This is a genomic window from Brachybacterium sp. SW0106-09 (genome assembly GCF_001293905.1).
Classification (GTDB): domain Bacteria; phylum Actinomycetota; class Actinomycetes; order Actinomycetales; family Dermabacteraceae; genus Brachybacterium; species Brachybacterium conglomeratum.
This window is the reverse complement of sequence record NZ_BCAK01000001.1, coordinates 168,388-191,194: the sequence shown is the minus strand read 5'-3', so window position 1 is coordinate 191,194 and position 22,807 is coordinate 168,388. Positions and strand designations below refer to the sequence as shown.

At 72.7% G+C, this 22,807-nt stretch carries 23 protein-coding genes; 12 read left to right on the top strand and 11 right to left on the bottom strand.

Going from position 1 to position 22,807, the window contains the following annotated elements; all coding sequences use genetic code 11:
* Positions 1-32 precede the first annotated feature (32 nt).
* On the top strand, positions 33-776 hold the full coding sequence (locus Y09_RS00885) for a class I SAM-dependent methyltransferase (RefSeq protein WP_053915779.1): 744 nt from the start codon (positions 33-35) through the stop codon (positions 774-776).
* Between the two features lie 84 nt (positions 777-860).
* Positions 861-2,057 (top strand): MFS transporter, encoded by a 1,197-nt coding sequence (locus tag Y09_RS00880; protein WP_053915778.1) that lies wholly within the window; start codon positions 861-863, stop codon positions 2,055-2,057.
* A 90-nt stretch (positions 2,058-2,147) separates the two neighbouring features.
* Here the strand turns inward: Y09_RS00880 and Y09_RS00875 are convergent, their stop codons facing one another.
* Both Y09_RS00875 and Y09_RS00870 read right to left on the bottom strand, forming a co-directional pair.
* Entirely contained in the window at positions 2,148-3,035 is an 888-nt protein-coding gene (locus Y09_RS00875; RefSeq protein WP_053915876.1) for a helix-turn-helix domain-containing protein, read from the bottom strand.
* A gap of 23 nt (positions 3,036-3,058) precedes the next feature.
* On the bottom strand, positions 3,059-3,961 hold the full coding sequence (locus tag Y09_RS00870; RefSeq protein WP_053915777.1) for an aldo/keto reductase: 903 nt from the start codon (positions 3,959-3,961) through the stop codon (positions 3,059-3,061).
* A 226-nt stretch (positions 3,962-4,187) separates the two neighbouring features.
* On the opposite strand from Y09_RS00870, the gene Y09_RS00865 reads away from it, so the two are divergent.
* A complete protein-coding gene (locus Y09_RS00865; protein WP_053915776.1) occupies positions 4,188-5,195 on the top strand; it encodes an Abi family protein in 1,008 nt (335 codons plus the stop codon).
* A gap of 32 nt (positions 5,196-5,227) precedes the next feature.
* Here the strand turns inward: Y09_RS00865 and Y09_RS00860 are convergent, their stop codons facing one another.
* Together Y09_RS00860 and Y09_RS00855 are read right to left on the bottom strand one after the other, a co-directional pair.
* A complete protein-coding gene (locus Y09_RS00860; RefSeq protein ID WP_053915775.1) occupies positions 5,228-6,058 on the bottom strand; it encodes an RNA methyltransferase in 831 nt (276 codons plus the stop codon).
* 4 nt (positions 6,059-6,062) lie between these two features.
* Positions 6,063-6,857: an ABC transporter ATP-binding protein gene (locus tag Y09_RS00855; protein ID WP_053915774.1), complete on the bottom strand. Its 795-nt coding sequence runs from the start codon at positions 6,855-6,857 to the stop codon at positions 6,063-6,065.
* Between the two features lie 106 nt (positions 6,858-6,963).
* Here Y09_RS00855 and Y09_RS00850 point away from each other — a divergent pair, with 106 nt between their 5' ends.
* Both Y09_RS00850 and Y09_RS00845 read left to right on the top strand, forming a co-directional pair.
* Positions 6,964-8,511, top strand: coding sequence for an RNB domain-containing ribonuclease (locus tag Y09_RS00850; RefSeq protein ID WP_053915773.1), 1,548 nt, complete (start codon positions 6,964-6,966; stop codon positions 8,509-8,511).
* Entirely contained in the window at positions 8,508-9,293 is a 786-nt protein-coding gene (locus tag Y09_RS00845; protein WP_053915772.1) for a hypothetical protein, read from the top strand. Before Y09_RS00850 ends, Y09_RS00845 begins: the two co-directional genes overlap by 4 nt.
* A 45-nt stretch (positions 9,294-9,338) precedes the next feature.
* Here the strand turns inward: Y09_RS00845 and glgA are convergent, their stop codons facing one another.
* Entirely contained in the window at positions 9,339-10,532 is a 1,194-nt protein-coding gene (gene glgA, locus Y09_RS00840; RefSeq protein ID WP_053915771.1) for a glycogen synthase, read from the bottom strand.
* Positions 10,533-10,659: 127 nt separating this feature from the next.
* On the opposite strand from glgA, the gene glgC reads away from it, so the two are divergent.
* Both glgC and serB read left to right on the top strand, forming a co-directional pair.
* Positions 10,660-11,901: a glucose-1-phosphate adenylyltransferase gene (gene glgC / locus Y09_RS00835; protein ID WP_053915770.1), complete on the top strand. Its 1,242-nt coding sequence runs from the start codon at positions 10,660-10,662 to the stop codon at positions 11,899-11,901.
* Positions 11,898-12,578, top strand: a complete 681-nt coding sequence (serB, locus tag Y09_RS00830) for a phosphoserine phosphatase SerB (RefSeq protein ID WP_053915769.1) — start codon at positions 11,898-11,900, stop codon at positions 12,576-12,578. The genes glgC and serB overlap by 4 nt, the downstream gene beginning before the upstream one ends.
* A 64-nt stretch (positions 12,579-12,642) precedes the next feature.
* Here the strand turns inward: serB and Y09_RS00825 are convergent, their stop codons facing one another.
* Both Y09_RS00825 and Y09_RS00820 read right to left on the bottom strand, forming a co-directional pair.
* Positions 12,643-13,170 carry a histidine phosphatase family protein gene (locus tag Y09_RS00825; protein ID WP_053915768.1) on the bottom strand — a complete coding sequence of 176 codons (528 nt, stop codon included), beginning with the start codon at positions 13,168-13,170 and terminating at the stop codon, positions 12,643-12,645.
* A 45-nt stretch (positions 13,171-13,215) separates the two neighbouring features.
* Entirely contained in the window at positions 13,216-13,941 is a 726-nt protein-coding gene (locus Y09_RS00820; RefSeq protein WP_053915767.1) for a beta-ketoacyl-ACP reductase, read from the bottom strand.
* A gap of 167 nt (positions 13,942-14,108) precedes the next feature.
* On the opposite strand from Y09_RS00820, the gene Y09_RS00815 reads away from it, so the two are divergent.
* The 5 genes from Y09_RS00815 to Y09_RS00795 all read left to right on the top strand — a co-directional run bounded on the left by Y09_RS00815 (position 14,109) and on the right by Y09_RS00795 (position 18,830).
* The gene (locus Y09_RS00815) at positions 14,109-16,043 is read left to right on the top strand and encodes a hypothetical protein (protein ID WP_053915766.1); all 1,935 of its coding nucleotides are present in this window, start codon (positions 14,109-14,111) and stop codon (positions 16,041-16,043) included.
* A complete protein-coding gene (locus tag Y09_RS00810; RefSeq protein WP_053915765.1) occupies positions 16,040-16,570 on the top strand; it encodes a hypothetical protein in 531 nt (176 codons plus the stop codon). The genes Y09_RS00815 and Y09_RS00810 overlap by 4 nt, the downstream gene beginning before the upstream one ends.
* Positions 16,567-17,553 carry an SURF1 family protein gene (locus tag Y09_RS00805; protein WP_053915764.1) on the top strand — a complete coding sequence of 329 codons (987 nt, stop codon included), beginning with the start codon at positions 16,567-16,569 and terminating at the stop codon, positions 17,551-17,553. Before Y09_RS00810 ends, Y09_RS00805 begins: the two co-directional genes overlap by 4 nt.
* Positions 17,525-18,337 carry a glycerophosphodiester phosphodiesterase gene (locus tag Y09_RS00800; protein ID WP_053915763.1) on the top strand — a complete coding sequence of 271 codons (813 nt, stop codon included), beginning with the start codon at positions 17,525-17,527 and terminating at the stop codon, positions 18,335-18,337. The genes Y09_RS00805 and Y09_RS00800 overlap by 29 nt, the downstream gene beginning before the upstream one ends.
* Before the next feature lie 142 nt (positions 18,338-18,479).
* A complete protein-coding gene (locus Y09_RS00795; RefSeq protein WP_010551569.1) occupies positions 18,480-18,830 on the top strand; it encodes an RNA polymerase-binding protein RbpA in 351 nt (116 codons plus the stop codon).
* An 84-nt stretch (positions 18,831-18,914) separates the two neighbouring features.
* On the opposite strand, the gene Y09_RS00790 is transcribed toward Y09_RS00795, so the two are convergent.
* The 4 genes from Y09_RS00790 to Y09_RS00775 are packed head-to-tail and all read right to left on the bottom strand — an operon-like array spanning position 18,915 to position 22,785.
* Positions 18,915-19,520, bottom strand: coding sequence for an FxsA family protein (locus Y09_RS00790; RefSeq protein ID WP_053915762.1), 606 nt, complete (start codon positions 19,518-19,520; stop codon positions 18,915-18,917).
* Positions 19,521-19,554: 34 nt separating this feature from the next.
* Positions 19,555-20,313 carry a polyprenol monophosphomannose synthase gene (locus tag Y09_RS00785; protein ID WP_053915761.1) on the bottom strand — a complete coding sequence of 253 codons (759 nt, stop codon included), beginning with the start codon at positions 20,311-20,313 and terminating at the stop codon, positions 19,555-19,557.
* A gap of 55 nt (positions 20,314-20,368) precedes the next feature.
* On the bottom strand, positions 20,369-22,006 hold the full coding sequence (gene lnt / locus Y09_RS00780; RefSeq protein WP_053915760.1) for an apolipoprotein N-acyltransferase: 1,638 nt from the start codon (positions 22,004-22,006) through the stop codon (positions 20,369-20,371).
* Complete coding sequence (locus Y09_RS00775; RefSeq protein WP_053915759.1) at positions 22,003-22,785, bottom strand: hypothetical protein; 783 nt, start codon at positions 22,783-22,785, stop codon at positions 22,003-22,005. Before Y09_RS00775 ends, lnt begins: the two co-directional genes overlap by 4 nt.
* Positions 22,786-22,807 lie beyond the last annotated feature (22 nt).

The window sequence follows — 22,807 nt, the reverse complement described above, 5'->3', positions numbered from 1 at the left end:
ACGAACCCGCCGGTCGGTGCGAGTCTCGGGCGATGAGCGCCCATGAGCACACACGCGCCGCCGGGGAGGACGCCTCGCAGAAGCGCGTGCGGGAGTACGCCGAGCATCTCGAGATGGCCCGCACAGCGCGTCTGCTGCCGGTCGAGGAGGAGGTGCTCGGCCCGCTCCTGCCCGGCGCGGAGGTGCTGCACCCGCAGAGCGGGCACGGACTGGACGACCATGCGCTGCTGAGGCTGGGCGCCGCCTCAGTGCAGGGCCTCGACTACAGCCCGACGGCGGTCGAGGCCGCCCAGCGCCGCGCCGATGAGCTCGGCGTGCCCTGCCGCTACGAGCTCGCAGAGCTTCCGCGCACCGGGCTCGCCGACGGCACCTTCGATCTCGTCTACACCGGCAAGGGCGCACTGATCTGGCTCGAGGACCTGCACGCCTGGGCACAGGGGATGCGACGCGTGCTGCGCCCGGGCGGGCACCTGTTCGTGCTCGAGGCCCATCCGCTGGTGCCGCTGTGGACTTGGGACGCCGACGAGGCACGCGTGCGCGAGGACCGCAGCTACTTCGCCGCCTCCCACCTCAACGACACCTTCCCCTCCCGCGGCGCGACCGAGCACCAGCGCACTCTCTCCGAGATCGTCATGACCGTGCAGGACGCGGGCTTCGTGCTGCTGCACCTGGCAGAGCATCCCGAACCGTTCTGGCAACCCGACGGGGAGGAACCGGCCGCCGCCTGGGACGGGCGGCTGCCGAACACGTTCAGCCTCCTCGCGCGCCGGAGCTGAGGGGTGCCCTGGCAGTTCCTCCCGGCGAGGACGGCGGCGGCATAGCGTGCCGGGAGCTCGACCTCCGAACGATGAAGGATCTCCATGCCCTCAGACGCCCCGCGGCGCCCCCTCGCCTCCCGCCTGCTCGTGCCGTCGGCGGCGCTGCTGTGGGGGCTGCACTCCTCGCTGCTGAGCCCCGCGCTCGCGCTGATCCTCGCCACGCTCTACGACGCCTCCACCGCGGACATCGGCTGGTCGCTGGCGATCTACAACGCCGGCGGCTTCATCGCCTCGATCGTGCTGCCCGCCTGGGCGGACCGGCGCCGCACCTACCTGCCGATGCTGATGGCCGCCGCGGTGCTGACGATCGCGCTGGCCGCAGCGCTCGCCGCGGTGAGCACGCTGCCGCTCGCGACGGTGGCGCTGGTGGTCCTCGGCGGCCCGGCGGGGCTCGGCACCACGATGCTGTTCGCCCATCTGCGGGACGTCGGCGCGGCCACCTCCACGATCGTCGACACCCGCGCGATCATCTCCGCGGCCTGGATGGGCGGGCCGCCGCTCGCGACCGCGATCATCGGCTGGGCCGGGGCACGCGGGATCCTGCTGGCACTGGTGGTGATCGCGGTGGTGAACATCGTGATGACCGCGGTGATGATGCGGCAGCACCGTTCCGCAGCTGCGGAGGCGCCCGAGCCGGCCCGCTCCCCGCACGCGCTGCCGCCCGGCAGCGGGCTCGCGACCGTAGTGATCATCGGCGCGTTCGTGCTGTTCCAGGCCACGAATGCGACGGCGATGACGTTCATGGCGCTGTACGTCACCGAGACGGTGGGCCTCGGCGTCATGTGGGCGGGGATCGTGCTCGGCGTCGCCGCCGCGCTCGAGGTGCCGGCGCTGATGATCATCGGGCGGCTCGGCGACCGCATCTCGCACCTGACCCTGGTCGCGGTCGGCGCCGTGCTCTCGGCCGTCTACTACGCCGGGCTGATGCTGGTCACCGAGCCGGTGCTGCTGCTCGTGCTGCAGATCCCGAACGCTCTCGGCTTCGCCGCGATCTCCGGGATCGGACTGACCCTCTTCCAGGACCTGATCCCGGGGGCGGGGATGTCCACGGGACTGTTCATGAACGCGAGGCGCGTCGGCGCGATCCTGTCCGGGCCGATCATCGCCGCCGGGGCGCTGCCGTTGCTGGGACAGCGCGGCATCTTCGCGATCTGCGCGGTGCTGACCGTGCTCGGGCTCGGCATGATCCCGCTGGCGAAGCGCCTCGCGGCGCGGCCCGCGGAAGCGGCGCGAGCCTGAGCCACGTGAGCTGGGACGGCTGATCCGGGAGCACGATCGCCACGCGTCCGGTCCCTGTTCGGCGGGCCTTGCCAGGCCTCGGCGATGCGCTCAGCCGGCCGCGGTGGAGCGCCCGTCGGCGGCCGTGCGGGCCCCGTCGGCCGACTCCTGCGCGAGGCTGCCCAGCAGCCGCAGTCGCTCCTCGCTCGGTGAGCCGGGCGCGGCGGTGTACCCGAACATGAACCAGTCGGGATGGGCGGGGAAGTCCATCGCCTCGTAGCCGAGCTCGAGGTCTCCCACCTCCGGGTGGTGGATGCGCTTGAGGCCGGTGCGGTGGTGGCGCACGTCGTGCGCGGCCCAGCGCACACGGAAGTCGTCGCTGCGGGTGGCGAGCTCGCCGATGAGGTCGCTGAGCCGCTTGTCGCGCGGGGACTGGCCCGCATACGTGCGCAGCGTCGCGACGATGCCGGTGGCGTTGTCCTCCCAGTCCGGGAAGAAGCTCTGCGACGCGGGGCTGAAGAAGACGAAGCGGGCCGTGTTCCCGCGGGCGGCGGGGTCCTCCAGCACCGGGGCGTACAGCGCGCGGCCGACGGGATTCGTCGCCACCACGTCCATGCGACGGTCTCGCACCCACACCGGCACGGAGACGGCGTCGACGAAGCGCTGCAGGGTGTCCGGGAAGGGCTGTTCGGCGTGACGGGGCCGCCGCCGGGCCGGTGGCCCCGCGGCCTCGGCGAGGTCGTGGAGGTGGTCGGTCTCCGCCTCGTCCAGCAGCAGGGTGCGAGCGAGCGCGTCCAGCACCTCCGTGGAGACGCCGCGCAGGTCTCCGCGCTCGATCCGGGCGTAGTACTCGACGCTGATCCCCGTGGCCGCGGCGACCTCCTCGCGACGCAGCCCGGGCACGCGGCGACGCGTGTCGCCGAGGATCCCCGCCTGGGAGGGCGTGATCCGGTCCCGGCGCGTGCGCAGGAAATCGCTCACCTCTGCTCGATGGTCCATGGTCACACCGTATTCCTCCCCGCTCACGCCTCCGGGATCTCGCGGCCGAAGGTCTCCAGTGTGATCGCATCGGGGTCGGGGCCGCCGCGCTCGCCGGTCTCCAGCGCGTCGATCCGGGCGACCTCCTCGTCGGAGAGCTCGACGCGGAACACCTCGAGGTTCTCGGCGATCCGCTCGGGGCGCACGGACTTCGGGATGACCGAGCGGCCCTGCTGGAGGCCCCAGCGCAGCATGACCTGCGCCGGCGTGAGGCCGTGCGCGGCGGCGATCTCGCCGATCACCGGGTCGGTCAGGGTGGAGCGCTCCACGTCGCCTCGGTAGTGGGTGATCCCGCCGATCGGGGACCAGGCCTGGGTGACGATGCCGTGGCGGGCGTTCGCCTCCTGCACGTCGCGCTGCGCGAAGTAGGGGTGGGACTCGACCTGGTTCACAGCGGGGGTCACATCGGTCGCCTCGAGCAGGCGCTCGAGCACATCCGGCATGACGTTGCTGATGCCGATGGCGCGCACGCGCCCGTCGGCCAGCAGCGTCTCCAGCGCCTTGTAGGCGCCGATCGTCTTCTCGAACTCGCTGGTCAGCGGCTGGTGCAGCAGGAGCAGGTCGATCTGGTCGACACCGAGCTTCGCGGCGGACTTCTCGAAGCCGTGCAGCGCCTGGTCGTAGCCGTAGTCGGTGATCCACAGCTTCGTCTCGAGGAACACCTCGGAGCGGTCCACGCCCGAGGCGCGCAGCCCCTCCCCCACCTCCCGCTCGTTGCCGTAGGAGGCGGCGGTGTCGATGTGGCGGTAGCCGATGCGCAGGGCCTCGGCGACCGCGGCGGAGGTCTCCTCCGGCGGGGTCTGGAACACGCCGAGGCCGAGGGCCGGCATCGTCACGCCGTTGTTCAGGGTGAAGGAGGGATTCGGTGCGGTGAGATCGATCGTCATGCCGACCACGCTAGGAGCGGGGGCGACGGGACGGGAGGAACTGGCAGTTCCCCCCTTCGGAGATCGTGCTGCTCTCAGTGACTCGGGGTGGAGGTCACGACACGCCGGCACTGCGGGGATCCGGATCGGCCGAGGGATCGAGTGCTACGCTTGGTTCACTACATCCCCCACGCCTCTCGACGATGCGCACTTGGGGGATTTTCTTTGCCAGCAGCAAGGACTCGACATGGATCGCTACGCCCCGAATCGTCATTCGCCGCGTTCACGGGGCGCGCTCGTCTACGACAAGCCGCCACTCACCCTCGACGAGCTCATCGAACGGCTGTCCGAACGTGGACTGGTCATCCCTGAACCGGAGCGGACGGCACGGTATCTGCGGCACATCGGGTACTACCGCTTTTCGCCGTACAACATTCCGTTCCAGCACGGCCATTCCGACCATCTGTTCCGCGAAGGAACCGAGTTCGACGATGTGCTGGATCTTTATGTCTTCGATCGTGCACTGCGGCTCCTGGTCCTCGATGCGCTAGAGCGGGTCGAGGTAGCCGTCCGGGCTGCACTCACCGATCACATGGCGACCTCGAGTGAGAACTCCCACTGGTATATGGACGCTTCTCATTTCCGCGATCAACGCAGGCACGACAGGCTTCTCAAAATCGTCAAGGACAGCTGCGACGAGCGGCTTCGGGGGACGCCGGAAGCCGGTGAGGATTCTCTGGTGCACCGGTCGGCTCTCGAGCATTACCTCACGACGTACAGCGCTCCCGAGTTGCCTCCGTCCTGGCTTATGGTCGAGACCCTCAGCATCGGACAGCTTGCGAGCGCGTACCGCAATCTGAAGCGTCGTGCTGATCGGACTGCGATCGCCAAGAGCATCGGACTCACCGCCCCGGTCCTGGAGTCATGGCTCCAGACCTACGTCCGGGTCAGGAACATCTGCGCGCATCACGGACGGTTGTGGAACGTCGGGCTCGGCGTCTATCCCGCTATTCCCACCTCGCCGTCGATCCCGTGGTTGACAGGAGCGAATGCTCTCCCCGAGCGTTCGAGAAAGCGCCTCTACCCCGTTCTCGTGTCGCTCCAAGCAGTGCTCGAGACCGTCTCTCCCCGTAGCAGCTGGGCGCGCCGCCTGCACGAGCTGATCAGCGCTCGGCCGCGGATGAACCTCACTGGAATGGGGATCCCCGAAGACTGGGCGGACGACGGATTCTGGGCCAAGCATCTGGCCCCGTGAGCACTCTCAGGGTGCCCGGGAACTGACGAGTCTCACCCCTCCGAGAGCATCGCCCGTCGCTGCCAGAAGACGACGGCGCTGGCCGCGGCGACGTTGAGGGAGTCCACTCCCCCGGCCATCGGGATCACCACGTGCTCGTCGACCGCACGGAGCGTCGCGGGCTTCAGGCCGTGGCCCTCCGCGCCGAGCACGAGGGCGACCTTCCGCTTCGGGCCGAGGTCCACTCCGTCCAGCGGCGCCGCCCCGTCGGTCAGCGCCAGGGCGAGCACGTCGAAGCCGGCCTCGTGCAGCCCCTCGATGCCCGCGGCGGGCCAGGAGGTCAGCCGGGTCCACGGCACCTGGAAGACGGTGCCCATCGAGACACGGATCGAGCGGCGGTACAGCGGGTCCGCGCACTGCGGGGTCACCAGCACCGCATCCACGCCCAGCGCCGCGGCGGAGCGGAACATCGCCCCGACGTTCGTGTGGTCCACGATGTCCTCGAGCACGGCGACGGTCCGCGCCCCCTCCAGCAGCTCGGCCACACCGGGCAGCTCGGGGCGCTGCATGGCCGCGAGCGCGCCGCGGTGGAGGTGGAAGCCGGTGAGCTGCTCGAGCAGCGCCCCCTCCCCCACGAACACGGGCACCTCGGGGAAGCGCTCGTACAGCGGCGCGAACTTCTGAAGCCATTTCTCGCTCATCAGGAACGAACGCGGTGCCATCCCGGCGTCCATGGCGCGGGAGATGACCTCGAAGCTCTCGGCCATGAACAGGCCCCGCTCCACCTCGACGCGGGAGCGGAGCTTCACGTCCGTCATGCGCAGGTAGTCGTCGAGCGCCGGGTCCCCGAGCTCGGTGATCCGGCGCAGCTGCGCCTCGCTCATGCGCTCAGTCCAGCGAGAGGGAGCGGGCGGTGAAGCGCTCGCCGCGCTGCTCCACCACGAGCGGCAGCCCGAACGTCCTCGTCAGGTTCTGGGAGGTGAGGGTCTCGGCGATGGGGCCGGCGGCGACCAGGCCGCCGTCGCGCAGCAGCGCGAGATGGGTGTAGCCCGGCGGGATCTCCTCGACGTGGTGGGTGACCAGCAGCGTCACCGGGGTCGCGGGGTCCTTCGCGAGCCGCCCCAGGGTGCGCACGAGCGCCTCGCGGCCGCCGAGGTCCAGGCCCGCCGCGGGCTCGTCCAGCAGCAGCAGCTCCGGGTCGGTCATCAGGGCGCGGGCGGCGAGGACGCGCTTGCGCTCGCCGGTGGAGAGGGTGCCGAAGTGACGGCCCGCGAGGTCGCCGACGCCGAAGGCGGCCAGCAGGGTGCGAGCGCGCTCGAGGTCGACTTCGTCGTAGCTCTCCCGCCACCGGCCGACGACGCCGTACCCGGCGGTGACCACGACGTTCTCGGCGGTCTCGTCGGCCGGGATCGTGTCGGCGAGCTCCTGGCTCGCCAGGCCCAGCAGGGGGCGCAGCTCGAAGATGTCCACGCGCCCCAGCTGCTCGCCGAGGATCTCGACGGTGCCGGAGGTGGGGTGCAGCCGTGCCGAGAGCAGGCGCACGAGGGTGGACTTGCCGGCGCCGTTGGGGCCGAGCACCGCCCACCGCTCCCCCTCCCCGATCCGGAGGGTCACCTCGTCGAGGATGGTCTTCCCGCTGCGGGTGACGGTGACATCGGTCAGGGAGGCTGCTGCGACGGACATGGCCCCGAGCCTATCGCCTGGGCACCCTGGTCCGTGGTCGGCCCACCGGGCGCGTCGGCCCCTGCCTAGACTGGCCCAGTCCGACCCCGACCTGCTGGAGGTCCCCGTGGCGCACCGTCCCGTCTCCCTGCTCGCACCGCGCGGCTCGGTCGCCGCCGACGACCTCCGCGAGGGCATCGACGCGCTCCTGGCGGACCACGACGGCGACGTGCCGCTCGAGTTCTCCGCCGACGTGCTCGCCGCCGCCGAGGAGGCCGCGGGGCGAGATGCCGCGGCAGGTGGGGCGCACCGACGCGATCTCACGGACGTGCCCTTCGTGACCCTGGACCCGGCAAGCTCCACGGACCTCGACCAGGCGATGCACCTGGAGCGCACCACGGAGGGGTACCGGGTGCTGTACGCGATCGCGGACGTGCCCTTCTTCGTCGACCTCGACGGTGTGATCGATCATGAGGCTCGGCGGCGCGGGGAGACCCTCTACCTCCCGGACCGACGCATACCGCTGCATCCCGAGGTGCTCTCCGAGGGCGTCGCCTCCCTGCTGCCGGAGCAGACCGCGCCCGCCTTCGTGTGGGAGCTGACGCTGGACGAGCGCGGCGTGGTCGTCGGGATCGGGCTCGAGCGGGCGCTGGTCCGCTCCGTCTCGAAGCTCGCCTACGACCAGGTGCAGCAGGAGCTCGACGCCGGACACGGCCATCCGATGATGGTGCTGCTGCAGGAGATCGGCGACCTCCGCACCGCGCTCGAGGCCGAGCGCGGTGGGGCGAGCCTGAACGTGCCCGAGCAGGAGGTGGTGGCCGAGGAGGACCACGTGCGCCTGACCTGGCGGAGCATGAACCCGATCGAGGACGCGAACGCGCAGCTCTCGCTGATGACCGGCATGGCTGCGGCGAGCCTGATGCTCGAGCACGGCGCGGGGATCCTGCGCACCATGCCGCCGGCGGAGCAGCGCGCCGTGGACCGGTTCCGTCGCCAGAGCGAGGTGCTCGGCGTGCCCTGGCGCGAGGACGTGGAGTACGGGGAGTTCCTGCGCTCCCTGGACTGGCGCGAACCGACGCACCTGGCCCTGCTGAACCACGCCACCTCCCTGTTCCGCGGCGCCTCCTATGCGGCGTTCACCCGTCCCGAGGAGGTGCCCGAGGACCCGGTGCAGGCCGCGATCGCCGCGCCCTACGCCCACACCACCGCCCCGCTTCGTCGCCTCGTGGACCGCTTCGTGCTGCTGGTCTGCCTGGACCATGCACAGGGCCGCAGCCCCTCGCAGGAGCTGCTCGCCGCCCTCGGCGAGATCCCCGAGGCGATGCAGTCCACCGGCGCGCAGGCCGGGAACCTCGAGCGGGCCGCCCGCGAGCTCGTGGAGACCGCCGCGCTCGCCGCCTGGCAGGGCGAGACCTTCGACGCGACGGTGATCGAGCGGCGCGAGGCGAGCGAGGGCAACGGCAACGGCTCCGGCGCCCCGCTGCGCGTCGAGGTGCAGCTGACCGATCCGCCGGTGACCGCCTGGGTGCCGATGGACGCGGAGGTCGGCACCGTGGTGCGGGTGCGGCTGGAGACGGTGGACGTCCCCGCGCGGCGCGCGGTCTTCGTCGCGGCCGACGAGTCGAGCGCGGCCGACGACGAGGCGCCCGGCGGCGCGGACGGAGCCGGCTCGTGAGCGAGGCCGCTGCCGGGCGTGATCTCGTCGCCCTCCCCCGGGCGGCGGTGCTGATGCAGTGGACCGCCGCCTACCTGCGCGGCGACCTCGGGCCCGACGACGCCGCCCGGATGAGCCACGGCGTGGGCCGCTCCGGACCCTCCGGCGAGGGCACGGACCTGTTCGAGTGGATGACGGCGCTGCGCCGCCTGCCGCTCGCCCAGCTGCGCCTGGTGCTGCCCGCCCCCGGCCGGCTCGCGGGACTCGTCGGACCGCCTCCGGTGGTGCCGCTCGCCCTCGAGGCGGAGCAGGCGATCATCGTCACCGGCGCCGGGATCGCCGATCACACCCTCGTCCCGGTGCTGACCCCGGTCGAGGTCGAGGGACGCGAGGTCACCGCGGTGACCTGGGTGAAGGTCGAGGCGCCGCTCGGCGCGCAGGTCCCGCCGGCGGCGACCTCGGGCAGCGCCCGTGAGGAGCTGCTGCGCGCGCTGCGCCGCACGGCCGAGGGGAGCATCGACCTGGACCTGGTGCCCGAGGAGCCGGTCGAGGCCGCCCGCATCCCGCCCAGCTGGATCTCCACCGCCCTGCCGCGCCACGTCGACGGGGCGGCCGCGCACCTGCTGGTCCTCGCCTCCCGCACCCTGCTGCTGACCCGCTCCGAGATCGAGGAGGGCCACGGCCACACCATCGACCTCTCCGAGGCGCTCGCACGGCGGGGCCTGCTCGACGAGCTGCACGAGGCGGCGCGCGCGGCGCTGGTCGAGGCGATCGAGCGGATCGTGCTGGACGAGCTCGGCTGAGCTCGCCGGTCCCGGCGCGCGCCGGGACGGCCGATGGTCAGTCGGTCAGCGGGACTGCTCGATGACGGTGCGGTAGACCTCCAGGGTGCGCTCCGCGATCGAGGTCCAGGAGAAGTGCTCGGCGGCGCGACGGCGCGAGGCCTCGCCCATCTCCTTCGCCCGTGCCGGGTCCGAGACCATCCGCACCAGCGCGTCGCGGGTGCCGGCGATGAACCTCTCCGGGTCCACGGGGGTGCCGGTGCCGTCGCTGAGCTGCTCGAGCTGGACCAGGTAGCCGGTCTCCCCGTCGGCGACGACCTCGGGGATGCCGCCGGTCGCGGAGGCGACCACGGGGGTGCCGCAGGCCATGGCCTCGAGGTTCACGATGCCGAGCGGCTCGTAGATGCTCGGGCACGCGAAGGTGGTCGCGTGGGTGAGGATCTGGGTCAGCTCGTGTCGCGGCAGCATCTCGGTGATCAGGTGCACGTTGCCGCGGGTGGTGGACAGCTCCCTGACGAGCCCGTCGACCTCCTGGGCGATCTGCGGGGTGTCCGGGGCGCCGGCGCACAGCACCACCTGGTAGTCCTCGGGCAGCTCGCGCACCGCCCGCAGGAAGTAGGGCAGGCCCTTCTGGCGGGTGATCCGGCCGACGAACACGATCGTCGGCGCCTCGGGGTCGATGCCGCGGGAGGTCAGCGCCGAGGTGTCCTGGTTCGGGGACCAGGAGTCGATGTCGATGCCGTTGTGGACCACGTGCACCTTCGCGGGGTCGACCGAGGGGTAGGCGCGCAGGATGTCCTCCCGCATCCCGGCGGAGACCGCGATGACCCCGGCGGCGCCCTCGTAGGCGGTGCGCTCGGCGAAGGAGGAGACGCGATAGCCGCCTCCGAGCTGCTCCGCCTTCCACGGGCGCAGCGGCTCGAGGGAGTGGGCCGAGAGCACGTGCGGGATCCCGTGCAGCAGCGAGGCGACGTGCCCGGCGAAGTTCGCGTACCAGGTGTGGGAATGGACCAGGTCCGCGCCGCCGCAGTCCGCGGCGATCAGCAGGTCGGTGCCGAGGGTGGACAGGGCGGCGTTGGCCCCCTCGAGCTCCGCGGGGGTGCTGTAGGAGCTGGTGCCCTCCTCCTCCCGCTCGGCGCCGAAGGCCCGCACCCGCACGTCGATGTGCGGGCGCAGCACCTTGGTGAGCTCGGCGACGTGCACCCCGGCACCGCCGTAGACCTCCGGGGGGTACTCCTTGGTGAGCAGATCGACGCGCATGGGGTTCCTTCTCCTTCGTGCCTCGGCGCGGGGCGCACGACGCGAACCGGTTCGCCCGTTCCGCCCGGTGCGTCCACGCTCTCGGGGATGTGCGTGACGAGTGCCACGATTGGACTATCCTCGCACCATGTCGTCCCAGAAGGTCCTCGCCATCGTCCTCGCCGGCGGCGAGGGGAAGCGGCTGATGCCGCTGACCCTCGATCGGGCAAAGCCCGCGGTGCCGTTCGGCGGCATCTACCGCCTCATCGACTTCGCCCTGTCGAACATCGTCAACTCCGGCTATCTCAAGATCGTCGTGCTCACCCAGTACAAGTCGCACTCGCTGGACAAGCACATCGCCCAGACGTGGCGGATGAGCTCGCTGCTGGGCAACTACGTCGCGCCGGTCCCCGCGCAGCAGCGGATGGGCAAGCACTGGTTCCGCGGCAGCGCCGACGCGATCGCCCAGTCGCTGAACCTGATCCACGACGAGAAGCCGGAGTACGTGGTCGTCGTCGGCGCCGACAACATCTACCGCATGGACTTCTCGCAGATGCTGGACGCGCACATCGAGTCCGGCCGCTCCTGCACGGTCGCCGCGATCCGTCAGCCGAAAGAGCTGTCGGACCAGTTCGGCGTCATCGAGACCGATCCGTCGGACCCCACCGCCATCAAGGCCTTCGTCGAGAAGCCGAAGGAGACCGAGGGCCTGGCCGACGACCCCTCCTCGGTCCTCGCCTCGATGGGCAACTACATCTTCACCGCCGACGCGCTGGTCGAGGCCGTCACCCGCGACGCCGAGGACGACTCCTCCAAGCACGACATGGGCGGGGACATCGTCCCCTCGTTCGTGGAGAAGGGCGACGCGACGGTCTACGACTTCATCCACAACGACGTGCCGGGCTCCACCGATCGCGACCGCGACTACTGGCGCGACGTCGGCACCCTGGACGCCTTCTACGACGCGCACATGGATCTGATCTCGATCCACCCCGTGTTCAACCTCTACAACGACAAGTGGCCCACCTTCACCGGGCACCGCAACGCGCCGCCGGCGAAGTTCGTCCACGCCGGCCCCGGCCGCGTCGGCTCCGCGGTGGACTCCGTCATCTCGCCCGGCGTGGTCGTCTCCGGCGCCTCGGTCTCCAGCTCCGTGCTCTCCCCCGGGGTGCGCGTGAACTCGTGGTCGACGGTCTCGGACTCCGTGCTGATGGACGGCGTCACGGTGGGTCGGCACTGCCAGATCCACCGCGCGATCATCGACAAGGACGTGATCGTCCCCCCGCGCACCCAGATCGGCCTGGACGCCGAGAAGGACCGGGCCCGCGGCTGGGTCGTCACCGACTCCGGCATCACCGTGATCGGCAAGGGCACGGTCATCGAGCCGTGAGCGCCGCAGTTCCCGGGACCACGACGACCTCCCTCGCGACGGGGCTGCTCGTCTCCGACGTCGACTCGACCTTCCTCACGCAGGAGGTGATCGAGCTCGTCGCCGATCACGCCGGTGTGCGTGCCGAGGTCGAGGAGATCACCACCGCGGCGATGCGCGGCGAGCTCGACTTCGCCGCGTCGCTGCGGGCGAGGGTGGCGCTGCTGGAGGGGCTCGACGACTCGGTGCTCGCCGAGGTGCGCTCCTCACTGGTGCCGACGCCCGGCGCACTCGAGCTGGTGCGCCGAGCGAAGGCGGCCGGCTGGGCGACCGCGCTGGTCTCCGGCGGGTTCCACGAGGTGATCGATCCCCTCGCCGCCGAGGCGGGCATCGACCACGTGCGGGCGAACCGCTTCGAGATCGCGGAGGGCCGCCTCACCGGGAAGGTCTCCGGCCCGATCATCGACGGCGCCGCGAAGCGCGCCACCCTCGAGGAGCTCGCCGCGCGGCACGGCGTGCCGGTCGCGCGGATCGTGGCGATGGGTGACGGGGCGAACGACCGCGAGATGCTCGCCGCCGCCGGCACCGGCATCGCCTTCCGGGCGAAGCCCGCGCTGCGGGAGATGGCCGACGTGGTGCTGGACGGGGAGTCGCTGCTGGACGCCTGGCCGCACCTGGAGGCCGCGGCCTCCCGCTGAGCGGCTCCGCACAGCACAGCGCCCGCCCCACCGCGACGGTGGGGCGGGCGCTGTCGCGTCGGCCTCAGGGGCGGACGATGGTGTGCAGGGTGAGCGCGTCCTCGCCGAGGGCCTCCCAGTTCTCCAGGGAGCCGGAGAGCACGGACATGGAGCCGGTCGGCATGCCGATCCGGGCCTGCGCGGTCGCCCCGGCGTCGGAGTCGTCGTCGGCCAGCAGAGCGCTGAGCGAGGAGATGGTCGGCTCGTGCCCGATCACCAGGACCACCGCGTGCCCCGGGGCGACGCCCCGGACCAGCGAGAGCAGCTCCGAGGGGCCGCCGGAGTAGATCTCCTCGTACGAGGTGACCTCGCCGTCGAAGTCCGGCATCTGCGAGCGGACGCCCTCCCAGGTCTGCGCGGTGCGGGTGGAGTCCGAGACGAGCACCCGGGAGACCTCCACGTTCTGCGCGGCGAGGTACTCCCCCACCAGTCGGGCCTGGGACTGTCCGCGCTCGGCCAGCGCACGCTCGTGGTCGGGCTGGCCGGAGCTGTTCTCCGCCTTGCCGTGGCGCATCAGGAGCAGCAGACGACTGGCGGGGTCGGAGGAGGACATCGGGGTGGGTTCACACCTTCACGATCGGTCGGTTCGGGACGGGGATCAGTGTCCCATGCCCAGGCCGCCGTCGACGGGGATGACGGCGCCGGAGATGTACGCCGCATCGTCGCTCGCGACGAACGCCACGACGCGGGCCACCTCCTCCGGGTCCGCGAAGCGCCCGGCGGGGATCGCCTTGCGGTAGCTGTCCTGGAGATCCTCGGAGAGCTGCTGGGTCATCTCGGTGTCGATGTAGCCGGGCGCGACCACGTTCGCGGTGATGCCGCGGGAGCCGAGCTCGCGGGTGAGCGCGCGGGCGATGCCGACCAGACCGGACTTCGAGGCCGCGTAGTTGACCTGCCCGGGCGAGCCGTACAGGCCCACCACCGAGCTGATCAGCACGATGCGGCCCTTCTTCTTGCGCACCATCGACTTGATCACGCGCTGCACCGTGCGGAAGGCGCCGGTGAGGTTGGTGTCGAGCACCGTCTCGAAGGACTCGTCGCTCATCCGCAGCAGGAGCTGGTCGTCGGTGATGCCGGCGTTCGCGACCAGCACCTCGATCGGTCCGTTCTCGGCCTCGACCGCCTTGATCGCGGCGGTGAGGCTGTCGCCGTCGGTGACGTCGGCGGCGACGGTGAGCGCGCCCTCGGGGCCGCCGGAGCCGGAGCGGCTGGTGACCGCGACCTTGTCGCCGCGGCGGAGGAACTCCTCCGCGATCGACCGGCCGATGCCCCGGTTGCCTCCCGTGACCAGGACGCTGCGGGGCTCGGGGGTGCTCTCGGTCATGCGGACTCCTTCGTGTCAGGGGCGGCGGGAGCGGCGTGGAACCGGTGTGTCGGCACGCGGCGGGGACGCCGCCCGATAGGGGTGTGTGCTCTACGATACGGGGCGAGAGAGTGTCGGGACCCGAGGGGGGACCCGGCCCCGCCCACAGCTCCGGAAGGTGCGCCACGATGGCCTATCGCTTCAATCCTCCGCCGAACTGGCCGATCGACGATCCGCAGTGGAGCCCGCCTCCCGGCTGGCAGCCGGATCCGTCGTGGGGCCCCGCGCCCGAGGGCTGGAACTTCTGGGTCAGCGCCGACGACGCCCCGGCAGCCTCGTCGGCCGCGCCGGAGCAGGCTCCGGCCGAGCAGTCCGCTCCCGCGCAGGAGGCCGCGCCGGTCGAGGACGACGCGACGCGGCTGAGCGCCGGCGATGATGCGCAGACGCACGTGGCACAGCAGTCGGAGCAGCCCGTGACCACCGCCTCAGAGCCCGCGGCGGATGCCCAGGACCCCTCCGCCGGCCAGGATGTTCCCGCAGGCCAGGACGCCGCCGGCCAGGACGCCCCTGCCTCGCAGGGCACCACCGGCCAGTACGGCGCGATCAACCCCTACGGCGCCGCTCCGAGCGGTGCCGACGCCGCGCAGGGCGCACCCGCCGGCGCGCACGCCGACGACACCCGTGGGCGGCATGCGGCGGAGCCCGTCGACCAAGGGGCGCCCGCACCGGCGCCCGCCGGGGCCGACGCCGCGCAGCAGTCCGCGCCCGCCGAGGACGCGACGCACGTGGCGGGCACCGACCCCCGCACCGCCGGGACCGACCCCGAGGCCGCCGGCGACGCCGACGGGACTTCCGGGGCCTCGGAGACCGCCGAGTACGCGGGACCCGACCTCGAGGCGGGCCTCGCCCAGCAGGCCCCGTACGAGACCGCCGAGCCGGCGCAGGCCCAGGACGCCTCCGCCCAGGACGCGGACGGCAGCGGTGCGGGCTGGGGCGCGGCCGCGGCCGGCGGCGCCGTGGCCGGTGGCGCCGCGGTCGGCAGCGCATACGCCGCCCAGGGCTCCTCCGACGACTCCCAGGGCTCCGCCGACGACGGCGCCCCCTCCGCGCCCGTCTACGGCCAGGGACCGGGCCAGGGCGAGGCCGCGTCCGGCTACGGCCAGGAGCAGGGGTATGGCCAGGGCTCCGCCGACCAGGGCTACGGGCAGGCGCAGGCCGGCTACGGCCAGGCCTCCCCGGCCCAGGGCTACGGTCAGGCCTCGGCGGACCAGGGCTACGGCCAGGCCTCGGCGGACCAGGGCTACGGCCAGGCCTCGCCCGCCGACTACGGCGCCCAGGGCTACGGTCAGGGCTCGCCCTCGCAGGGCTACGGCCCCGGCTCCCCCGCCCAGGGCTACGGGCAGGGCTCGCCCTCGACCGACTCCGGGGCCGCATGGACCGCGTCGACCGGCGCCGAGCCGCCGAAGAAGGGCTTCCTCCGGCGCTTCTGGTGGGTCGGCTGCATCCTCCTGATCATCATCGCGCTCGTCCTCGCGATCATCGGCGGCGTGTTCCTGCTGAACCGCGGCGGCGACGAGCCGACCGGCGGCGGCGACCCGACCACCTCCCAGGAGGAGACCACCGACGGCGGCGAGGAGACGACCCCCGAGGAGACCACCGACGACGAGGCGGAGGCGGCCGAGCCGACCCCGACCGACCTCGCCACCATCGACCCCTCCGCGAAGCCGGTCGAGATCGTGGGCACCGACGGCACCGGGACCATGGCCGTGCACATGGAGTACAAGCCTGCCGATCAGCTCGAGAGCGAGTACGGCGGCACCGTCGAGCCCGGCGAACAGGGCGACTACCTCGTGGTCACCGCGAAGCTCACCGTCACCGAGGGCACGTTCGACGGGCTGAACCCCCACCAGTTCACCGTGATGACCCCCTACGGCGGCGGCGTCTCGCCGGCGACCCCGACCTTTGGGCTCAAGGGCTCCGGGGCGAGCTGGACGCCGGAGGAGGGCTTCAAGGCCGGTGACGAATACACGATGACGATTCTGTTCGACGTCAAGCGCGCCGGCGGCAACAAGCTGGACTTCGACTCCTACTCGGACAACTACTCCTGGGACGTCCCTGCGTGACCTCCGCACAGCGCTTCAACCCGCCGCCGAACTGGCCCGAACCCCCGCATGACGAGTGGGTCCCGCCGGCGGACTTCCGGCCCGGCCCCTCCTGGGGGCCGGTGCCGGCCGGGTGGAGGCTCTGGACGGGCGACCGACCCGCCCCGCAGGTCGCGGCGCCGCTGCAGGACTCCGAGGACGTCCCCGCCAGCGGCGCCCGCCCCCGGGCGCGGGTCGAGCAGTACCCGGTCTCCGTCCTCAACCCCGGGATGTGGACCGAGAACCATCTCCAGGACGAGGACTACGGCTTCCCGCCGGCACAGCCCCGCAAGGACCGGCCGCGGCTGCGGCTGGGGATGACCATCACGGTCACGGCCCTCGGCCTGCTGCTCACCGCCGCGACGGTGATCCTCTTCGTGCAGCTGGTGCAGTTCGGGATCGAGGACCTCACCGGCGTGCTCGGCGAGCAGGCGAGCCATCTGCACGGGGCCGGGCACGCGATGCCCGGTGATCACGGGACGGGCGCCGCGGCACCTGATCGCGGATGACCGACCGCTCCGCCCGTCGCCGCATCCTGCTCTCCCGCGACACTCTTCTCGGCCTTGTGGTCGTGCTCCTGCTCGCCGCCGTCTGCGTGTCTCTCGGGCTGTGGCAGTACGGCCGCTTCGAGGACAAGCGCGACCGTGCCGCGGTGATCGAGGAGAACTACGACGCCTCTGCCGTCCCCCTCGCCGAGGCGATGCCCGATCCTGCCGCTCCGCTCCCGGACGCGCAGGTGTGGACCCCGGTCGAGATGCAGGGCAGCTACTGCACCGATCCCGGCTGCGTGCTCTACGTCCGCAACCGCCAGCTCGGCGGCGAGGTCGGCTTCTGGCAGCTGGTCCCCTTCCGCGTCGAGGACGGCACCACGCTGATGGTCGTGCGCGGCTGGGTGCCCGAGGACGCCGACGCCAGCTCCCCCGCCGATCCGGCGCCCGTCCCGGAGGGCACCCTCACGGTGACCGCCCGTCTGCGGACGGCGGAGCCGGTGCTGGACCGGGTCCCGCCGGAGGGCCAGGCCCACTCCGTCAACCCCACCCAGATCGCCTCCCAGCTCGGCCTGGACACGGACGCCGTGGTGATCGGCTCCTTCGGAGAGCTGGTGGAGGAGGAGCCGGCCGCGGACCGCCCGCTGCCGCTTTCGGCACCGGAGACGGGCCTCGGACCGCATCTGTCCTACGCCTTCCAGTGGTGGATCTTCGCGCTGTTCTTCCCGGGCGCCCTGATCTTCCGCCTGCGCCGCCAGTTCCAGGACCTCGCCGCGGAGGAGGCCGAGGCCGCCGCGGGGGCATCGCCCGGCGCCGACGAGGACGGCGCGCCGGGCGCGATCGCCGCGTCGGACCCGCATGCCGCCGCCCCGGCGTCCCGGACCCCGGCGCGGTCCGGCGCACGGGACACCGCAGACCATCGCCCCCGACGCGCCGTCCACGCGCGTCGACGGGGCCAGGACGAGGAGGAAGAGGATGCCCTCATCGACCAGCAGCAGCCCTGAGCGGCCCGGAGCGCCCGCCTCGCGCTTCCTGCCCGGCCCGCGGCCGCGCCGCATCGCCCACCGGGGCCTCGCGCTCGAGGCGCCGGAGAACACCCTCGAGGCTTTCCGCGCCGCCCTCGACGCCGGCGCGGACATGCTCGAGACCGACACCCGCGCGACCCGGGACGGGCTGGCCCTCGCCGTGCACGACGAGGACCTCGCCCGCATCGCGGGCGACCCCCGCCGCATCGACGAGCTCTCGGCGACGGACGCCGGCGCCGTGCGGCTGCCCGGCGACCGGCCGCTCGCGATGCTCGAGGACGTGCTGGACGCCTTCCCGGACGTCCCGCTGAACATCGACGTGAAGAGCCCCTCCGCGATCGGTCCCGCCGTCGCCGCGATCGCCCGGACCCGCAGCGCCGACCGGGTCTGCCTGGCCGGCTTCGACGGCGCCGTGGTGCGCCGTGCGGTCGCCACGCTCCGCGCCGCGACCGGGGTCACCGCCGTGCGCAGCCCCTCCCGCGGCGTGATCGGCCGCTTCCTCGCCGCCCGAGCGCTCGAGGCCCCGCTCGCCGTCACCGACCGGATGCTCGCCCCCTACGGCGCGCTGCAGGTGCCGGAGACCTACAAGGGGATCCCGGTGGTGACCCGGGACACCGTCGCCGCCGCGCACCATGCGGGCTGCGAGGTGCACGTCTGGACCGTGGACGACCCCGTGACCATGCAGGATCTGCTGGTCAAGGGCGTGGATGGTATCATCACCAATCGCGTCGACCTGCTCTCCGAGCTCCTCGACGACGCCTGACCCGCGAGGGCCGTGCAGCTCCCGGGAAGAGATCCGGCCCCGCAGGCGTTGACACCTCCGGGTGTCGCCGCGCACGACACCCCGCAGACCTTCCGGACGGCACCCCGTCCGGCCCCGTACCCCGGCAGGAAGCGAGAACCGCATGAACAGCCGCAGCCTGCGAGGCACCCGACTGGGCTCCCTCTCCATGGAGACCGACGAGGGCGTCCTCGCCGCACCGCGCCAGGAGGCAATCTACGACTGCCCCAACGGCCACCACATCGTCCTCCCCTTCTCGGTCGAGGCCGACGTCCCGGCCGTGTGGGAGTGCCGCTGCGGCCAGACCGCGGTGCTGCGCGACCACGAGAAGCCCGAGGAGAAGCCGGGCAAGCCCGTGCGCACCCACTGGGACATGCTGCTCGAGCGCCGCAGCGAGGAGGACCTCCAGGTCCTGCTCGACCAGCGCCTCGAGCTGCTGCGCGCCGGCAAGCTCCACCAGCGCCGCAACCTCTGAGCCCCCCAGCCCACGGGAAGAGCCCCCGCCACGCCGATCACGGCGGGGCGGGGGCTCTTCCCGTGGGCGGTCTCGCAGCTCGGGTCACTCCGGGGAGGGCGGGTCCTGCACGATCATCGGCGGGACGGCGCCATCCCCCCGCCGTCCATCGGCACCGCCGGAGGCACCGCCGGTGCGACGGTTCTCGACGATGATCTCGCCGTCGATCACGCCGCTGCCGGAGCGGCGGTAGAGCACGGTACGAGCCTGCTCCGAACCGCTGCCCAGCCCCATCGCGGAGACGGCGCGCTTCTGCACCGGGGTGAGCAGCAGCACGAGCGCGGCGAGGTCGGTGAGCAGTCCGGGGAAGAAGAACAGCAGCGCCGAGAGCATCGTGAAGGCGGGACGCGAGAGGTGGTCCTGCACGTCGCCGCTGCCGCGCACTGCACGGAACAGGGAGCGCACGCGCACGAAGGACTGCTGTCCGGCGGCGACCAGCAGCGCCACGCCGACGAGCCAGCCCACCACGACGATCAGCACGGACCACCACAGGCTCGTGTTCACGCCGATCAGCACCAGGATCGCGAGCTCGAGGAGGCCCACGACGACGATCGCGAGCGGGATCGCGCTCGCGCGGCGCGAGCGGCGGCGGTCGGCGGGGTCGGTCGGGCGCCCGGAGGCCCCCGGGGTGCTGTGGGGCGAGCTCGTCACGGCGGTTCCCTTCCTGTGCGAGGAGACGGCCAGGTTAGCGCAGGGCCTTGCGAAGGCCCTGGGCGCGACGTGCGAGTGCCCAGAGGGTCACCTTCACGAGCGCCTCGCGCACGATGTCGGAGGACATCTTGCTGGCCCCCTCGGTGCGCTCGTCGAAGTCGATCGGCACCTCCACGATCACGGCGCCGAGGTCGCGTGCACGGCGGGTCATGTCGACCTGGAAGCAGTAGCCCTGGGAGGCGATGTCCTCCTCCATCAGGCGCGAGAGCAGCCCGGCGCGGAAGACGCGGAACCCCGCGGTGGCGTCGGCGACCCCCAGACCCATCAGCACCGTCACGTACACGTTCGCGCCGCGGGAGAGGAGCCGCCGACGGGCGGGCCAGTCGTGGACGGCGCCGCCGGGCACCCAGCGGGACCCGATCGCGAGGTCGGCGCCGCGACGCACGGCCTCCAGCAGGCCCGGCAGCTGCTCGGGCCGGTGCGAGGCGTCGGCGTCCATCTCCACGAGCTGCTCGTAGCCGTGCTCGAGACCCCAGGCGAAGCCCGCGAGATACGCCGGGCCGAGGCCCTGCTTCCCCGCCCGGTGCAGCACGTGCACGGCCGCATCGCGTCGGGAGACCTCCTCGGCCCACTCCCCCGTGCCGTCCGGGGAGGAGTCGTCCACCACGAGCACGTGCGCCTCCGGCACCGCGCGTCGCAGCCGCTCGAGGGTGCCGGGCAGCGCCTGCCGCTCGTCATAGGTGGGGATCACCACGAGGGTCGGCGGCAGCGGGGCGGTGGACGGGCGGGTCATCGGTCTCCTCGGAGGATCGCACGGCGCGGGCGGGACGGCGGGGTGGCCCGGAGGATCAGCGACGGGCCGCGGGGCGGGCCAGGGCACGCCGACGGGAGGTCAGCGCTCCGAGCAGCCCGGCGACGCCGAGGGCGGAGATCCCGATCGAGATCCACGGCCCGGCCGCCACGGCCGGGGTGGTCCCGGTCCGCAGCGGCACGTCGGCGACCATCGTGCCCTGCTCCCAGTGGTCCACGAAATCGATCTGGCGACCCTCGGGGCTGTAGATCGCGGAATGGCCGACGGTCGAGACGTGCACGACGCTGCGCCCGGAGAGCACCGCCATCACCCGGGCCTGCGCGAGCTGCTGGATCGCCTCGTTCGAGTCGCCGAACAGCGCATTGTTCGACTGCACGACGATCACCTCGGCGCCGTCGTCGACCACGTCCTGCACGAGGCCCTCGTAGGCGATCTCGAAGCAGATCAGCAGCCCGGCGGTGCCCTCGCCCTGGCCGAGCTCGGCGAGGTCCATGGTGCCGATCTCCTCGCCGGCGATCATGTCCCGGGAGACGAGGTCGACCTTGTCGGAGAGCCGGCTGAACACGTCGCGCATCGGGATGTACTCGCCGAAGGGGACGGGGTGGCGCTTGGAGTAGGCGTAGGGGGTCTCGCCCTCCGGGGTGATCAGCACGGACTGGTTCAGCCGCTCCGACTCCCCCACGGGCACCTGTGTGCCGACCAGGACGGGGGCGTCCGCGTCCCGGGCAAGGGAGGTCAGCAGGGAGGAGAGGTAGGGGTCCTGGCGGGGGTCGTAGCCGGTGGAGTCCTCGGGCCAGACGACCAGGTCGAGGTCGGTGCCGTCGGCCGTGGCCTGGTCGACCGCGGTGCGGGAGGCGGTGAGGTGGTTGTCGAAGACGTCGTCCGGCATGGTGTAGCTGCCGGGGTCGATCTCCCCCATCGAGCCCTGCACGGCGGCGACCGTCATCGAGGGCCGTTCGGCCGGGGCGCGGTTGAGGGGATGGGGCACGACGACGGTGGCGAGCACGGCGGCGACGGCGACCGCGAAGGGCCACACGCCGGAGAAGCCGGTCAGCCCGCGGTGGCGGCGCCCCAGGAGGGCGAGAGCGCCGAGCAGCAGCAGCTGGGCCAGCAGGGCGACCACGAGGGCGAGCCCGGCCATCCCGATCCACGGCGCGAGATGCACCAGCGGCGAGTCGGACAGCGCGAAGCCGCTCGCGCCCCACGTCAGCCCGCCCCACGGAGCGCTGCCCCGCAGCGTCTCGACGCCCACCCAGAGCGCGGAGACCACCAGCGCGGAGGAGACGCAGAGGCCGCGGCGCACCATCACCGCACGGGCGGCGAGGCCGAACAGCACGATGTACAGCGCCTCGAAGGCGCCCAGCGCCAGCCAGGGCGCGCTGCCGGCATAGGTGCTGGCCCACTCGGTCAGCGGGATGAAGAAGGCGAGACCCCACAGCAGGGAGACGAGGCCGGCGAGCCAGGCCGATCGCACCAGCAGCCCGCCGCACAGCAGCGCGATCCCCACCGGCAGCAGCATCCACAGGTCGTAGGGCGGGAAGGCGAGCAGTGCGCAGATCCCGCCGAGGATCCCGCAGCCGATCGCGACCGCCCAGGGAGTCGCCTCGTACTCCTCGCGCGGACGGCGGCCCTGCGGGCGCGCGCGCGAGGCGGCGGTCCGTGCGGCGGTGCTCACTCGCCGTCCCCGCCGAGCTCGTCGTGGACGACGCGGCCGTCGACGACGGTGCGCAGGGCGCGCGGGCTGCCTTGGTCCAGGTCGGGCAGCAGCGGGGTGCGGGAGCGGGGGTCGGTGGACCAGGTGTCGACCCGCTCGGCGAGGGAGCGGACGGTGAGGTCCCACGGCTCCCACAGGACGAACGTGGCGGGCAGTCCGGTGCGCAGGGTGCCGGGATGGCGCCTCCCGGCGACCCGCTGGCCGCCGCGGCTCGCGGCGAGGAAGGCGGCGCGGTCGCTGAGGCGCTGCGCGGCGGTGGCGGTGCGGGCGGCGGCGCGGACCCAGGTCCACGGATCGGCGGCCTCGTCCCGGCCCGCGGAGCCGAAGGCGAGCGGGGCGCCGTCGCTGACGAGGTCGAGGAACGCGGCGTCCTCGGTGACGGGGGCGATCACCTGCACACCCTCGCGCGTGCCCGTCGGCCCGGGCAGGCGCAGCACGATCCCGTGCGCGGCCGCGGCGGCGTCGCCGGCCGGGTCGGGGTCGGTGCCGTCCGCGGTCGCGGCGGCGTCGACGAAGCCGGGGGTGACCAGGCAGCCGGTCGCATCCACGTGCTCGGCCTCCGGGTGGAGCACGAGGGCGCTGTCCTCCGGGCCGGTCCAGGCGATCAGCCCGTCGGCCACCAGCATCGCGGAGGCCTCCGGGTCGTCCGCGCTGTACAGGACGATGCCGGTGTAGAGGACGGCCGCCGTGGGCTGCGCGAGGGGCCGTGCGGGCTGGTTCTGGGCTCTCACACGCCCCATCCTCCCCGCTCCCCCTGGGAGA